General features: G+C 44.8%; 12 protein-coding genes. 8 read left to right on the forward strand and 4 right to left on the reverse strand.

Annotated elements, in window-relative coordinates; translation table 11 throughout:
- The first annotated feature begins 1 nt into the window (after window position 1).
- The 8 genes from U9J37_RS20485 to U9J37_RS20520 all read left to right on the forward strand — a co-directional run bounded on the left by U9J37_RS20485 (window position 2) and on the right by U9J37_RS20520 (window position 10,943).
- Entirely contained in the window at window positions 2-1,057 is a 1,056-nt protein-coding gene (locus tag U9J37_RS20485; protein ID WP_005474579.1) for an efflux RND transporter periplasmic adaptor subunit, read from the forward strand.
- Window positions 1,054-4,113, forward strand: a complete 3,060-nt coding sequence (locus tag U9J37_RS20490) for an efflux RND transporter permease subunit (RefSeq protein WP_005474548.1) — start codon at window positions 1,054-1,056, stop codon at window positions 4,111-4,113. Before U9J37_RS20485 ends, U9J37_RS20490 begins: the two co-directional genes overlap by 4 nt.
- Window positions 4,114-4,727: 614 nt before the next feature.
- Window positions 4,728-5,468 carry an SDR family oxidoreductase gene (locus U9J37_RS20495; protein ID WP_005474583.1) on the forward strand — a complete coding sequence of 247 codons (741 nt, stop codon included), beginning with the start codon at window positions 4,728-4,730 and terminating at the stop codon, window positions 5,466-5,468.
- Between the two features lie 10 nt (window positions 5,469-5,478).
- Window positions 5,479-6,687: an acetyl-CoA C-acetyltransferase gene (locus U9J37_RS20500; protein ID WP_005474502.1), complete on the forward strand. Its 1,209-nt coding sequence runs from the start codon at window positions 5,479-5,481 to the stop codon at window positions 6,685-6,687.
- Between the two features lie 60 nt (window positions 6,688-6,747).
- Window positions 6,748-7,095, forward strand: a complete 348-nt coding sequence (locus U9J37_RS20505) for a phasin family protein (protein WP_005474523.1) — start codon at window positions 6,748-6,750, stop codon at window positions 7,093-7,095.
- A gap of 58 nt (window positions 7,096-7,153) precedes the next feature.
- Window positions 7,154-8,926: a class I poly(R)-hydroxyalkanoic acid synthase gene (phaC, locus tag U9J37_RS20510; RefSeq protein WP_005474514.1), complete on the forward strand. Its 1,773-nt coding sequence runs from the start codon at window positions 7,154-7,156 to the stop codon at window positions 8,924-8,926.
- Between the two features lie 159 nt (window positions 8,927-9,085).
- Window positions 9,086-9,784: an aspartate/glutamate racemase family protein gene (locus U9J37_RS20515; RefSeq protein ID WP_005474534.1), complete on the forward strand. Its 699-nt coding sequence runs from the start codon at window positions 9,086-9,088 to the stop codon at window positions 9,782-9,784.
- Window positions 9,774-10,943, forward strand: coding sequence for an MFS transporter (locus U9J37_RS20520; RefSeq protein ID WP_005474492.1), 1,170 nt, complete (start codon window positions 9,774-9,776; stop codon window positions 10,941-10,943). The genes U9J37_RS20515 and U9J37_RS20520 overlap by 11 nt, the downstream gene beginning before the upstream one ends.
- A gap of 71 nt (window positions 10,944-11,014) precedes the next feature.
- Here U9J37_RS20520 and U9J37_RS20525 read toward each other — a convergent pair whose 3' ends face one another.
- From U9J37_RS20525 to U9J37_RS20540, 4 genes are all read right to left on the reverse strand, one after another.
- Window positions 11,015-12,256, reverse strand: coding sequence for an SGNH/GDSL hydrolase family protein (locus U9J37_RS20525; protein ID WP_005474531.1), 1,242 nt, complete (start codon window positions 12,254-12,256; stop codon window positions 11,015-11,017).
- Window positions 12,257-12,900: 644 nt separating this feature from the next.
- Entirely contained in the window at window positions 12,901-13,083 is a 183-nt protein-coding gene (locus tag U9J37_RS20530) for a hypothetical protein (RefSeq protein WP_005474533.1), read from the reverse strand.
- Window positions 13,084-13,232: 149 nt separating this feature from the next.
- Entirely contained in the window at window positions 13,233-14,936 is a 1,704-nt protein-coding gene (locus tag U9J37_RS20535) for an FAD-dependent oxidoreductase (RefSeq protein WP_005474560.1), read from the reverse strand.
- An 11-nt stretch (window positions 14,937-14,947) separates the two neighbouring features.
- Entirely contained in the window at window positions 14,948-15,133 is a 186-nt protein-coding gene (locus U9J37_RS20540) for a YgaP family membrane protein (protein WP_038137354.1), read from the reverse strand.
- Between the last annotated feature and the right edge of the window lie 23 nt (window positions 15,134-15,156).

A 15,156-nucleotide genomic window follows, 5' to 3' on the forward strand; every position in this document is an offset into this window, starting at 1 on the left:
CATGAAGTTTTCCAAGCTAGCAGTGCTAACCCTCGCTGTTGCCACGCTGATGGGGTGCAAACCAGAGGTCGAGCATCGCAGCAAAAATGGAACGGTGGTCGAAACATTCAATGTTCAAGCGCCCATTGCAACTCAACACCGGAGTTTCAATGGTCAAGTGGTACCCGCGGACTTGACTCCGTTGGCGTTTCGTCTTGAGGGTGAAATCATCGGAATCATGGTGCAAGAAGGTGATCATGTGGAGAAGGGACAAGTGATCGCCATGTTGGATGACAGCAAGCACCGCGAAAACCTCACTGATGCTCAAGCGCGTTTTGAGCTTGCATTAAAGCAGTTCAAACGCGGTGAAGAGTTGCATGCGAGCAAGATGATATCTAAAGCGGAACTTGATCAGCTCCAAGCTAACTATAAGTTGGCCAATGCGCATCTCGGATTAGCCCAATCTCGGATCAGTTACACGCGGCTTAAGGCACCGTTTAGCGGCGTAGTCTCTAGTGTGATCAAACAAAAACATGAAGTTATCCAGCCTGGCGAGAGCGTCGCAACGGTTTATCGAAGTGATGATGTTTACGTCAAAGTGAGTGTTTCAGACTCAGTGCTCGCCATGTTGAGGCCACAAGTTGGATCGAGAGGTTACAAACCCAAAGCGACGTTTTCTGGACATGAAGGTGAGTATGAAATGCGTTACTTGGAGCATACCAGCGAACTCCACCCAGAGAGTCAAACCTATGAATTTTGGCTAACAATGCCTCAAGTAGAAGATGAAATTCTGCCTGGTACGGGCGCTAAGATTGCCGTGGACCTAATGGAAGCTGGACTGCAAATGTCCAAGGCATATCAACTGCCGATAACCGCTATCGAAGCGGGAGATCAACAGCGCGAATTCTACGTGTGGAAACTTGAAAACAATAAAGTACACCGACATCAAATCACGGTTGATCAGATCAATGGCAAAGGCGCTGTTGTGCTCGATGGCATTAAGCGAGGGGACGTACTGGTTAATTCGAGCCTACGGAAGCTCCGTGAAGGAATGGAAATAAAAGGAGCGCAGCTGTGAATATTGCTGAGTATTCGATCAAAAATAAAGTCATTAGTTGGCTGTTTCTCGTCATCCTTGCGATTGGTGGATACACCTCATTTATGGACTTAGGTCGCCTAGAAGATCCGGCATTCACCATCAAAGATGCGATGATCATATCGACTTACTCGGGCGCAACCTCCCAAGAAGTTGAAGAGGAGCTAACTTACCCGTTAGAAAAAGAGATCCGCAAGCTCCCTTATGTAGACCGGATTACCTCGACTTCATCCAATGGAATGTCTCAAATCATGGTCAGTATGGAAATGGAATATGGACCGGATGAGCTCCCTCAAATATGGGATGAAATGCGTCGTAAGATAAACGATCTCCGGCCTAATTTGCCCAGCGGTGTGAACTCAATTCAAATCTTAGATGACTTTGGCGACGTGTACGGCATCATGCTCATGCTCACCGGCGAAGGATACGACTATATTGAGTTGAAACGATACGCTGACTACCTAAGCCGAGAGCTAGAACTGGTTGATGGTGTAGGTAAAGTTGCCATCGCGGGAGACCAACAAGAGCAGTTATTTGTTGAGATTTCATTGGAGAGATTGGCGGCATTAAACCTCGACATGAATACGGTCGTGGGGCTGCTGACACAGCAAAACAGCGTCCAATCTGCGGGCGAAGTGATGGTGAACGGTGAGTCGCTAACGATTCGTCCAAATGGCACAATGAATTCGGAGCAGCAGCTTCAAGACCTAATCATTCATGGTAGAGATACTGGTAATCTAATTCGACTTAAAGATGTTGCAACCATATCACGCGGGATTCAGGAGAAGCCGTCCAATATTGTCACTTATAACGGTAAACCTGCGATAAACCTTGCGGTTTCATTTGGCGCTGGGGTCAATGTTGTTGAAGTCGGAAAGAACTTAGAGGCTGAAATCGCAAGCCTTGAAAACATCAAACCTGCCGGCGTCGAAATCAATTACTTCTACAACCAATCTGCAGAAGTCGACAAATCAGTCGATGATTTCATTGTGAGTTTAGGTCAAGCCGTTGGGATTGTGATCATCGTGCTACTGTTCGCGATGGGACTGCGCAGTGGCATTATCATCGGTGTCGTTTTGCTACTTACGGTATTTGGTACCTTCATCATGATGAAACAAAATGATGTCGAATTGCACCGGATATCGCTCGGTGCTTTGATCATCGCATTAGGGATGCTGGTCGACAACGCGATTGTGGTCGTAGAGGGGATACTGGTTGGCCTGAAAAAGGGGAAAACCAAACTTCAAGCTGCGGTTGATATCGTCAAGCAAACTCAGTGGCCTTTGCTTGGTGCCACCGTCATCGCGATTACCGCGTTTGCCCCTATTGGGTTGTCTGAAGACGCGACGGGTGAATTTATGGGCTCACTGTTCTGGGTACTATGCTATTCGCTATTTCTAAGTTGGATCACCGCCCTAACGCTTACGCCTTTCCTCGCGAACTTATTGCTCAACGAAGAAAAGCAACAGGGCAATGTTGAGGTCGACCCCTATAAAGGTATGTTGTTTACTATCTTTGGATCCATCCTCAAGCTAGCCCTGCGTTTCCGTTGGTTGACCGTCGTGAGTATGGTGGGCTTACTAGTGGCTGCTGTAATTGGATTTGGCGCGGTGAAGCAGTCGTTCTTTCCACCGTCAAATACGCCTATGTTTTATGTCGACGTGTGGATGCCTGAAGGGACGGATATCCGACAAACATTGGCTGAGACTCAGAAAGTAGAGCAGTTCATCCGCGCGAAAGACAACGTTGATTTTGTTACTACCACGACTGGACAGGGGCTGCAGCGATTCGCATTAACCTACCAACCAGAAAAAAGCTATGAAGCATATTCCCAAATTCAAGTAAGAACACATGACCGTGACGCCATGTTTGCGCTGCTTGAAGAGTTGGATTCCGAGCTTTCAGCCGAGTTCGTGCAGCCGACATTCCAGTTCAAACTGATGGAATTTGGCCCTTCTCCGGCATCAAAAATAGAGGCAAGAATTACTGGCGCCGATCCCCAAGTGTTACGCAATATCGCCGTTGAAGTTGAGGATATTCTAAATGCCGATCCAGGCGCTCGAAACGTACGTCATGATTGGCGTGAAAGAACCAAAGAGTTGGTACCGCAATTCAATGAATCAAAGGCAAGACGTTTAGGCATCTCAAAACAAGAGGTTTCAGAAACATTGAAAATGGCATTTGGCGGAACGCCAATCGGCCTTCTTCGAGATGGAACAACGATGCTGCCAATCATTGCTCGTTTACCAGAGCAAGAGCGAGTGGACTTTGAATCTATCGCTAACGTTAAGATTTGGAGTCCATCATTACAGACGTATATCCCCGTAGAGCAGGTGATTGATGGTGTTCAGCTTGAGTGGCAAGAGCCGTTGATTCAGCGCCGTGATCGAAAAAGAACTTTGACCGTTCTTGCCGATCATGACGTATTAGGAGATGAAACGGCAGCGAGTTTGTTCTCTCGTATTCGCCCTCAGGTAGAGGCACTGCCTTTGCCGGAAGGTTATCAAATCTCATGGGGAGGGGAGTACGAATCATCCAAGGATGCTCAACAGGCATTGTTTGGCTCTCTTCCAATGGGATACTTACTGATGTTTATCATCACCATGCTGTTGTTTAACTCGTTAAGAAAACCACTAGTAATTTGGTTGACTGTGCCGTTGTCGGTGATTGGTGTGTCAATTGGTTTGCTCGCGACCGATATGCCGTTTAGCTTCACCGCATTTTTGGGTTTATTAAGCCTAAGTGGGATGATATTGAAAAACGGAATCGTACTATTGGATCAAATTAACATTGAGCTAGAAACAGGCAAAGACCCTTACTTAGCGGTATTTGATAGCGCGATTTCAAGAGTTAGGCCAGTCAGTATGGCAGCACTCACAACGATTTTAGGCATGATACCGTTGGTATTTGATGCTTTCTTTGGCTCTATGGCGATAACGATCATGGCTGGGCTGGGTTTTGCTACCGTATTAACCCTAATTGTCGTGCCTGTCCTGTTTGCCATATTTTATCGAATCAAACCATCCACTGCCGGATAAATTCATGGAATGAATACCGATTCGTATTAAGCCAGCCCAGTCATTGACTGGGCTTTTTTATAATAACGACTTATTTTCCTGTTAGACCAAAGTATTAATAGGTTGAGTAAAACAATAAATAAGTTGATTCAGTAACTTATTCATAGAAATCATTCGTTAATAACAAAACTCGCAGTTAATTCTGATACCAAGGTAGATATAGCTAATGATAAAAATGTAATAAAATTCACCATGAATAGCTCATGAGAATAGGATGTGAGAAATCAGCAGTCTGTTTTATGAAAATGCTCAAATTTGAGAAAAAAGGCGAAAAAACAGTAATTTAGAAACTACTGATAAAAGTGCTCTTATGAATTAAGTCATTAAAAACAATAACTTAACGGTGGTTAACAACTATATAACATTTCATTCCTTATGAGACTTTGTTCAACTTTATGCATTTAATTTAAGAAATTATTTGAACTGTCATATTTTCGGTTTAGCTTTAATAAATAGAACGAGAGCGGGAAGTCTCTCCAATAATATTAATAACAACGTTGGTTGGTGCTATTTCTTAGCATCAAACGATAACCAAAACTTACTGTTAAAATTGCTGTTAAGAATGGAGTCTCTTAATGAAAAAAATCGCTTTGATCACTGGATCAAAAGGCGGAATCGGTTCTGCTATTTCCTCTCAACTTGTTGACGATGGCTATCGAGTCATTGCCACTTATTTCACCGGAAAATATGAGTGTGCCAAAAAGTGGTTTGACGAAAAAGGCTTTACATCAGAACAAGTGCGACTGTTCGAATTAGATGTCACGGACACAGCCCAGTGTGCTGAGCGACTAGCAACGCTCCTTCAAGAAGAAGGTACGATTGATGTTGTCGTCAACAACGCGGGCATCACACGCGATGGCGTTTTCAAAAAGATGACAGCAGACGCATGGAAAGAGGTGATCGAAACGAACCTCAATAGCTTATTTAACGTCACTCAACCTGTTTTCGCCGCAATGTGTGAAAAGGGTGGTGGTCGTGTCATCAATATCTCTTCAGTGAATGGTCTTAAAGGTCAGTTTGGCCAAACAAACTACTCGGCAGCAAAAGCTGGGATGATTGGCTTCTCAAAAGCGTTGGCTGCCGAAGGGGCACGAAGTGGCGTGACAGTTAATGTTATCGCCCCAGGCTACACGGGCACACCAATGGTTGAGCAGATGAAACCTGAAGTCCTTGACTCAATCAAAGCGCAAATCCCGATGCAACGCCTTGCGACCCCCGAGGAAATTGCCAAGTCGGTTTCTTTCTTAGTCAGTGATGCTGCAGCTTACATTACGGGTGAAACCTTGTCCGTCAATGGCGGCTTATACATGCACTAAGGAGTTGAACATGGAAAAAGTATACATCGTTTCGGCAAAGCGCACTCCAATCGGAAATTTTGGTGGCACGTTGAAAGACATCAGTGCCGGAAATCTTGCTTCAATCGCTATCAAAGCGGCGCTAAATGAAGCCAATGTTAATCCTGATGTCATCGACGAAGTGATTGTTGGCAACGTGATTGGCGCGGGACAAGGCATGAGCGTTGGCCGTCAAGCATCAATTTATGCGGGCATTCCTGAAACCGTTCCTGCCTACACACTAAACATGGTGTGTGGCAGTGGAATGAAGACCGTCATGGATGCCGCGAGCCACATCAAAGCCGGTGACGCTTCTATAGTGGTTGCGGCGGGTGTGGAAGTCATGTCGCAAATTCCTTTTACCGTATCCGGCAACATTCGCGACGGCCACAAAATGGGCAACATGGCGCTAACAGACTTGCTGATTAATGATGGCTTAACCGATGTGTTTAACCAATATCACATGGGTGTGACGGCAGAAAACATCGCTAAGCAAGTGGGGATCTCGCGAGAGCAACAAGACGAATATGCCTTAGCGAGCCAAATGAAAGCGGTAGCCGCGATTGAGGCGGGTAAGTTTAAAGATGAGATTGTTGCTGTTGACGTGAAAAAACGCCGCGAAACCATCGTCTTTGACACGGATGAATACCCGAAAGCGACGGCGACCTTAAGTGGATTAGAAAAACTGCGTCCTGCATTTGACAAAGAAGGGTCAGTGACCGCGGGCAACGCGTCAGGAATCAATGATGGCGCAAGCGCGGTTGTACTTGCGAGTGAGTCGGCAGTGAAAGATCTGGGTTTGCAACCTATCGCAGAGCTGGTGAGCTACGCGCAATCTGGTCTTGATCCAAAGATTATGGGATTAGGTCCTGTTGAAGCGGTATCGAATGCTTTGCTGAAAGCAGACTTAACCACTGATGATATCGACTTGTACGAACTGAATGAAGCATTTGCGGCACAAGCGCTCGGGGTTATTCATCAATTGGCAGACGAGCAAAATGTCTCTATCTCATCCATCTTGGATAAAGCCAATGTTAACGGTGGCGCTATCGCGTTAGGTCATCCACTGGGCGCATCAGGCAACAGAATACTGGTTTCGCTTATTCACGAACTTAACCGAAGTAAAGGCAATTATGGTGTCGCTTCACTTTGCGTTGGTGGTGGAATGGGCACTGCTGTTGTAATTAAATCAATTACTTAACGCTACTAGTTAAGTGAACTGAATTCGTAATTAAATGGAATTAACTCAGGAGTAATACTCATGTATACCGATTTTTTTAAAACGTTTACCGATCAAACAGAAAAAGGCTTGGAGCCATACATCAAGTTCAACAAGCTTGTGACTAAAAATGTCGAAGTGCTAACAGAGCTTCAACTCAATGCGATTCGCACATACAGCGAAATGGGTCTAACGCAGATGAAAGCCGCGAGCGAAGTGAAAGATGTTACCTCACTGACTGCTTTTAACGGTCAGCAACTGAACACGCTGACTAAGCTTTCTCAGCAAATGATCGATGACAGCAACAAGCTACAATCTATCGCTAAAGAGTTCAAAGAAGATGTTGAGCAACTCACAACGGAAAACCTTAAGACAGTGACTCCTGCATAACACTGTGATTTATTGCCGCCTTCAATGGCGGCTTTTTTCCGATCTTAGGAGTAATACTATGTATCAAAACTTCTTTTCGGACTACCTTGTTAAGCTCCAAGAAACCAATCAAAAGTGGTGGGAAGATCTAGAACAGAGCAGGGCAGCCGTAAACTCTCCCCTCAATAAAGCGATGCAGGAAGTCAATTTCGAAGATACGGCCAAATTATTTGAAAGCGCCGCCAATCAACCTGCTGCGCTGTTACAAATTCAAGCCGACTGGTGGCAGCAACAGCTTCAGATATGGCAAAACGTAGCGCTCGCGGGCAACACGAATGATGTAGTAACGCCTGAGCGTGGTGACAAACGTTTTTCAAATGAAGAATGGCAGCAAGATGTGTTTTCTAACTTTATTAAGCAGTCCTATTTGTTGTTTAGTAAAACGTATCTGCAAACCATTGATAGCATTGAAGGACTGGATGAGAAAGCCAAAGAACGTATCAGCTTCTTTTCTCGTCAGGCGATCAATGCCTTGTCGCCAAGCAACTTTATCGCGACCAATCCAGAGCTGCTTAAGCTAACCTTAGAGCAGAATGGTGAGAACCTATTAACAGGGTTAGACCAACTTAAAGCAGATTTAGAATCGAGTGCGGATATTCTCAAAATTCGCATGACGAACAATAACGCGTTCAGACTAGGCGACGATGTTGCGAACACCGCAGGTGATGTCGTTTATAAGAATGAGCTGTTTGAATTAATTCAATACAAGCCTCTAACTGAAACGGTCAACGCGGTCCCGCTGTTGATTGTCCCTCCTTTTATCAACAAGTACTACATCCTTGATCTTAGAGAAAAGAACTCAATGGTTCGTTGGCTCCTAGAGCAAGGACACTCGGTGTTCATGATCTCTTGGCGCAACCCAGGTGCTGAGCAACGCGACGTTGAGTTCGGTGATTATGTTACCGAAGGTGTAGCAAAAGCGGTCTCGGCTATTGAATCTATCACTGGCCAAGAGCAAATTAACGCCGCAGGTTACTGTATTGGTGGAACGGTATTGGCAAGTACAGTGGCATATTATGCTGCGAAGAGAATGAAGAAACGCATTAAAAGTGCGACCTTCTTTACGACCTTGCTTGATTTCGCGCAGCCTGGAGAAGTGGGCGCGTACATCAATGAAACCATTATCGATGCCATCACGCAGCAAAACGATGCTAAAGGGTATATGGATGGTCGCTCATTGAGTGTTACCTTCAGTTTGCTAAGAGAAAATAGCCTGTACTGGAACTACTATGTGGACAATTACCTAAAAGGAAACAGTCCGGTAGATTTCGACCTGTTGTACTGGAATAGTGACAGTACAAACGTGTCTGCAGCAAGCCATAACTTCTTACTACGAGAGTTGTATCTTCACAACAAGTTGGTGCAAGACAAAGGGGTTAAGATTGGAGGGGTATGGATTGACCTCAATAAAATCAAGATTCCGAGCTACTTTGTGTCAACCAAAGAAGACCACATCGCTCTATGGCAAGGCACGTATCGAGGCGCGTTGAACGTAGGTGGTAATAAAACGTTTGTTCTTGGTGAGTCTGGACATATTGCTGGTATCGTCAATCATCCTGCTAAGGGTAAGTACGGTTACTGGACGAACGATAATCTCGATGACAGCGCAGACGAATGGTACAGCAACGCCCAGCACACGGAAGGGTCTTGGTGGACACATTGGAACCAATGGCTGTTAAGTTTTAATCCGGAAGAACAGGTTGAACCCTACTCTATAGGCAATGAGGATTTCCCGGTCATTGATACCGCCCCAGGCCAATACGTCAAGCAAGTACTCCCTATTCAAAGCTAACGTAATCACTCTTCCCCTAACTGTGTTAGGGGATTTTTTTATCTATCCTTTTGTAACTCTTCTATTTCTCACTTGTGTGAGTTACGAACTTTTATTTTGTTTGTAAACTGATTGTGATTTTGTTTAATTGGTATGAATCAACCGCATGGAGGGGCAAGAATGAAGACAATCGGTGTCATTGGCGGCATGAGTTGGGAATCGACGGTCACTTACTATCAGGGACTTAACCAAGGGATCAAAGAGAGACTAGGTGGCCACAACTCTGCCAAGGTCCTGATCAATAGTGTCAACTTCGCTGAGATTGAACAAATGCAGCGCGATGGTGCATGGGATAGCGCGGCAGTTGTACTCTGCAAGGCCGCCCAATCATTAGAAAAAGCGGGCGCAGATTTCATTCTTATTGCCACCAACACAATGCATAAACTAGCAGGTCAAATTGAAGAGTCGATTTCGATTCCTCTTCTGCATATTGCGGATGCAACGGGGCACGAGTTGACACGTCGCGGTATTAGCAAAGTTGGGCTGCTCGGCACCGCATTTACAATGGAAGAGGATTTCTACAAGCAGCGAATTACCAATAAATTTGGCATCGAGGTTATCGTACCAAATGGCGTACAAAGAAAGTTAGTTCACGATGTGATTTACGACGAGCTGTGCCAAGGAAAGCTCAATAGACGTTCGAAACATGATTATCAAACCATCATTGAAGAGCTTGCAATGAATGGCGCACAAGGGGTGATACTGGGTTGTACTGAGATTGGTTTATTGGTCAATCAAACGGATACCGAAATCGCCTTGTTTGATACGGCAGAAATACATGTACAGGAAGCGATAAAAGAGGCATTGAATGAATCGTAATGTTTGGCTTTTATCGATTTGCCAAGCGTTACTAATGACAGGCAATATACTTCTTATCTCTGTCGTCGGTCTTGTTGGTAAGGCGCTAGCGCCAGACTCTAGCTTGATCACCTTACCCGTGGCGATGCAGTTTTTAGGGCTGATGTCCGCGACCATTCCCGCCTCTCTCATTATGGGTAAACTTGGGCGAAAAATTGGCTTCAGTCTTGGCAACGTCATTGGTATCAGCGGTGCGTCAGTCTCCACTTATGCGCTGGCTACGCAGCAGTTTCCGTTGTTTTGTGTGGGCACTTTTTTACTCGGGATCGGAATAGGGTTTGGCACGCTCTACCGATTTGCTGCTATCGAGGTGTGTGATGAGAGCGCGCGTCATCGAGCTATCTCTATTTCCATGGCTGGAGGGGTTCTTGCGGCGATACTTGGCCCTAATCTCGCGGTTTACGCTCAGCAATGGTCAAACGATGGTCTCTATGTCGGAGCCTTTTTAGCGTTGATTGTTTTGAACATTATGGCGTTGTTTTTATTGCAAACGATACGCTTTCCAAAGCAAAACCTTGCCTCTGTTAAAGTAAACGCAGACCCGCTTAAAACGATTGTTGCTGCACCAAACTTTATGCTGGCGGTGTTTGCCGCGATGGTTGCCTACGCCGTTATGAATATTTTAATGACAGCCACCCCTCTAGCCATGATTGGGTGCGGTTTTGAATTTGATAAGGCGGCAGGTGTTATTGAGTGGCATGTGTTAGGAATGTTTGTCCCTGCATTTTTTACAGGTCGGTTGGTTGAACGATTTGGCCCCCGAAACATGATCCTTGCTGGTGGCGTGCTGTTCGTTCTTTGTATTGCTGTCAATATACATGGCCAGTCCATTTGGCACTTCTCATGTGCTCTGGTGTTGTTAGGAGTAGGGTGGAACTTTATGTTTATCGCAGCGACGGGATTGTTTAGCCAATCATACTTGCCTCATAACAAATCAAAAGCACAAGCAATTAATGAGTTCTTCGTGTTTAGTTGCGTTACTATCACAGCTTTATTATCGGGTTGGTTGGAGTCAACGGTCGGTTGGGAGGCGATGAACATCTACGTTCTACCGTTTGTTGTGGCCGTCATCGGAATGTTTGGTTTTTCAAACCACAAATCGAAAAGCGTAGCGGCTTAGTAGCTCATTAAAGTAAAGAGGCAGAGTTGATCACTCTGCCTCTTAGTTTATTTCGATATTGTTCTAGCTAGTTAGAATGGAAACTGTGAAAACTGCTCGGCGATGATGTTATCAGCAATGTATTTGTGAGCAGCAGTCGTTGGATGCGTAACTCCCCAAAACACATATTTATCTGAACCATAAAGCGCACACTCATTGGTAAAACTGTGGCTGTACAGATAGTCAGCCGCAGAGCTACGGTTGATGTTTAAACACGCATCAGTGGCATTTTCAAACCCATGCTGTTGTGGATGACTTGTCATAGACTCGAATAGAGAATATGCGTCATACAAGGCAATGTTCATCCCTTGCTGCTTGTAGAGCTCCGCTTGCTCTGTAATGAACTGATTGAATTCGACAATTTTAGCGCGAACCTTTTCGATTTCTTTTGGCGTCGAATACTTAAATTGAGGCGCTTTCGTCGCATCTGGCAGGGTAAGCATGATTAAGTGATTTGCTCCTGCATCTTTCAGGCGAATCAGCGCACTGCTCAAGTCGGCTTTGACGTCGGACACCTCACGGTTGTAGTTCATAAAGTCGTTTAGCCCGAACTCCAACGTGAACAGCGTTTGTGAAGGATCGTAATTCTTTGCCATTTTCATGTAAGTCAAATAGGAGGTGACTTGGTCGTAGATGCCGGTCAGTGCAACGTATTGATTGGTTCCTGCCGCGCCTCCTACTGCCCAGTTATAGAGTGGTAAGCTTTTCTCTTTGGCTAAATATTCCGTCCAAACAAATCCATTACTAAAGTGGCCCAAGAACCATGAGTTTCTATTTGGGAATACCCATTGTGAACCGTTGAAAAGATTTCCTGTATCGGAAAGGCTATCGCCAAACGCTACAACGCGGTTAATTGTCGCGGTTGGAGCGTTGTCGTTTGTCCAAATAGAATGGTTGTACGAGAAACGATTGTCTGACGCATAGTACAACATATCTGCGGTATCGTGATCGACTGCGAGTGTTTCTTTACAACGTTGTGCTATCTCATTTTGTGGTGTTGCCGTGTAGAACATATTTTTGAAAGAGACAGAAGACCACCAGTAGCCATCGATAGTGTAATAACTGCCATCTTCATTTAACGCCCATTCCCAAGTTGATGCGGGATCGTCGTGTGTCTGTGCTGGTCGATACCAACATTTAACGTAAGTGTATGTTTGGTTATCTTGCACTGACTGGCTGTAAGCCGCTGTGACGGCTTCGGGTGTTGTTGGGAGCGTGTCGGCCAATGCTGGCATGGTCGCGAAAATACTAGCCAATAGAAGGGTATGTTTCATAACGTTCTCTTTCTTGTTGTTAGAGCTAAAACTCCACTAAAGATATCATGAGAGAATAAATAAAATAAAAATATAGCGGCAGTGAATGATTGATTTATTGAATAAAGATCAAATTCTAAATAATTAGAAAATACTAAATTAGACTATGGGATATAAATACTATAAGTATAAGTGTTGCTACTTTGCTGATTTGGAATAGGTTATATTTAAGAGAAGTGCGACTTGTTGCCACATTTATAATAAGAAATAATTATTCTCTTTGTATTTTATTTGATTTCCAATAAATTCATTTGCTTACTATGTTTTTTTGAAGGCTAAAAAGTAGGCTGTTTATTAATTGGGTGAACGTTTATATACGTGGTGATGAAATTTTTGGTTAAACGTTTGAGTGATATTAATAATGTTAACGCTTAGCTTAATAGGACATTGTTAATAAATTTTTCTGATTTTGTCATTAATTTAATTTAGATTGAGATCAGATCGGAATAAACAGTGCTTACTTGGGCGGCGTCGAATAGAGACAAATCAGAAGGCGATCCACCATGAGCCAAGGACAGTGACTGGCGGATCGGGATTAATGCAGTGCTTGCGATGTGGGAAGTAAAAGAGGGTGTAGTAAAAGGGGTCTTCCACGTCCGAAGCGTTTAAAATTGCTCTTTAATCAACTGAACAAGTTCGCTCTCTGTTTCAGGGGGGCGTGCAAGCTCCAACAAACATTCAGCGCCACCATTAAGCATGTACGCCGTTGCGGTGCAATGGTCGTGATGAAACCACTTACCGTTGATACAGACATCGGTGTAGCAGCGACGGTCTTTCTTAAGTTCCATTTGTTCTCTCCTTGTTAACTAATGGTGTCAATTGTTAAGTTAACGACACTGAGCTGGGAGAGGAATGATGTAGATCAACCTTAACTCATCAAGAAAAAAATGGGTCCATTCGGACCCAAAAAATTAGCGCAGTGTTATGTAGGAATCTTTTATGCTTTCGCAAACTTGTAAGTGCGATAACCGCCAATCAGGTTACGAGCTTTGAAGCCGTTATTGACTAACTGACGATATGCGACGTTACCGCGTAACCCAACTTGGCAATAGATTACAATCTCTTTGTCTTTTGGCAATTCGTCCATGCGGTGGCGTAATTGGTCCACTGGAATGTTAATCGCATCTTTGATAAAGCCGACATTCTCAAGTTCACCAGGGTTACGTACATCAAGCAGCACTTGCTCTTCGGTTAGTGAGTCCATTTCATCAAAGTGAATTGGAGTGGCGTCGCCCTTAATGATGTTGTTTGCTACAAATGCCGCTTGGTTGATCACATCTTTAGCACTGCCGTATGGCGGCGCGTAAGTGAGCTCAAGGTGCTGAAGCTGCTCGACAGTCATACCTGCGCGTTGGGCAACTGCCATTACATCAATTCGTTTATCGACACCATCTTTGCCTACCGCTTGCGCGCCAAAGATTTTGCCTGTTTTTGGATCGAACAACATCTTGAATGAGACAATCTCAGCACCTGGGTAGTAACTTGCATGGCTTGCGGTATGAACGTAGACCTTTTCATACTCAACACCATCACGTTTAAGTTGTTTCTCGTTTTTGCCCGTTGAAGCAACCGCGAGGTCAAATATCTTACAGATAGCAGTGCCTTGTGTACCTTGATAGGTTTCACTGCGTCCAAGCATGTTGTCGGCTGCCATACGACCTTGACGGTTTGCTGGGCCAGCAAGTGGAACGAGAGTTTGTGCACCTGTAACAAAGTCTTTTTCTTCGACTGCATCACCCACAGCGTAGATGCTAGGATCGCTGGTCTGCATCATTTCATTGGTGTAGATACCACCCAGCTCACCAATTTGAAGTCCTGCTTCTTTTGCTAACCTAGTCTCAGGGCGCACACCAATAGCCATGATCAAAATGTCAGTGGTTAACGACTCACCGTTGTTAAGAGTAAGATTAAGCTCACCTTCGATATGTTGATGCGCGTCGTCTTCACCAGAGCCAAGGCTTGCAATGTGCTCGTTTGGAATGTATTCAACCGCTTGAAGCGCTACGCCCAGCTTCAAATCAATGCCTTTTTGACGAATTTCAGCGTGAGCAAACCCAGCCATTTCACGGTCGACAGGTGTCATCACCTGATCTGCCATCTCAATCAGCGTGGTTTTAATTCCCAATTGGTGGAAAGCTTCCATCATTTCAAGGCCGATAAATCCACCACCAACTACCGTTGCGTGTTCAGGCTTATTCATCTGGATCGTTTGAATGATGCGATCCATATCTGGAATGTTGCGCAGTGAGTGAGTAAGCGGATTGTCGATGCCTGGAATTGGCGGAACGATGGGGCCAGCACCAGGGCTAAGGAGCAAGAAGTCGTAGCTTTCCGTGTATTCGCTACCGTCTAGTAGATTCTTAACCGTAACCTGCTTGTTATGTCGATCGATGGAAGCGACCTCGTTCATTACTCGAACATCGACATTAAATCGTGCTAAGAAGCTTTCTGGTGTTTGAAGTAGCAATTTGCTGCGCTCTTGAATATCGCCACCAATATGGTAGGGCAATCCGCAGTTTGCAAAAGAGACGAAAGGGCCTCGCTCGAACATGATGATTTCTGCGTCTTCGCTTAATCTTCTAGCACGCGCAGCCGCAGAAGCACCACCAGCTACACCACCAACGATAAGAATCTTAGTCATTTGAAACTCCGTTATTGAAAACCTAATTTTTTAAGAAAATATGCTGCCGGACACAGGCCAGTAAAGGCACTTTGGATCAAGTTGACCCCGACAAATACCGTTAACCAAACAAACCCACTATGCACGGTTACCGTCAATATAACTGAGAGTAGAACCATACTTCCTGCTAATACTCGGATTGCATTTTCAAGTGTCATGTCGTTCTCCTTCGTGTCCATTT

Origin of the sequence: Vibrio sp. 16 (assembly GCF_963681195.1) — a bacterium.
GTDB lineage: Bacteria > Pseudomonadota > Gammaproteobacteria > Enterobacterales > Vibrionaceae > Vibrio > Vibrio sinaloensis_D.

Excerpts from the sequence above, each read along its gene's own strand:
- U9J37_RS20530 (WP_005474533.1), bottom strand. The coding sequence starts at position 13,083 with ATGGAACTTAAGAAAGACCGTCGCTGCTACACCGATGTCTGTATCAAC.
- phaC (WP_005474514.1), top strand. The coding sequence starts at position 7,154 with ATGTATCAAAACTTCTTTTCGGACTACCTTGTTAAGCTCCAAGAAACC.
- U9J37_RS20515 (WP_005474534.1), top strand. The coding sequence starts at position 9,086 with ATGAAGACAATCGGTGTCATTGGCGGCATGAGTTGGGAATCGACGGTC.
- U9J37_RS20540 (WP_038137354.1), bottom strand. The coding sequence starts at position 15,133 with ATGACACTTGAAAATGCAATCCGAGTATTAGCAGGAAGTATGGTTCTA.
- U9J37_RS20495 (WP_005474583.1), top strand. The coding sequence starts at position 4,728 with ATGAAAAAAATCGCTTTGATCACTGGATCAAAAGGCGGAATCGGTTCT.
- U9J37_RS20505 (WP_005474523.1), top strand. The coding sequence starts at position 6,748 with ATGTATACCGATTTTTTTAAAACGTTTACCGATCAAACAGAAAAAGGC.
- U9J37_RS20500 (WP_005474502.1), top strand. The coding sequence starts at position 5,479 with ATGGAAAAAGTATACATCGTTTCGGCAAAGCGCACTCCAATCGGAAAT.
- U9J37_RS20520 (WP_005474492.1), top strand. The coding sequence starts at position 9,774 with ATGAATCGTAATGTTTGGCTTTTATCGATTTGCCAAGCGTTACTAATG.
- U9J37_RS20525 (WP_005474531.1), bottom strand. The coding sequence starts at position 12,256 with ATGAAACATACCCTTCTATTGGCTAGTATTTTCGCGACCATGCCAGCA.
- U9J37_RS20535 (WP_005474560.1), bottom strand. The coding sequence starts at position 14,936 with ATGACTAAGATTCTTATCGTTGGTGGTGTAGCTGGTGGTGCTTCTGCG.
- U9J37_RS20485 (WP_005474579.1), top strand. The coding sequence starts at position 2 with ATGAAGTTTTCCAAGCTAGCAGTGCTAACCCTCGCTGTTGCCACGCTG.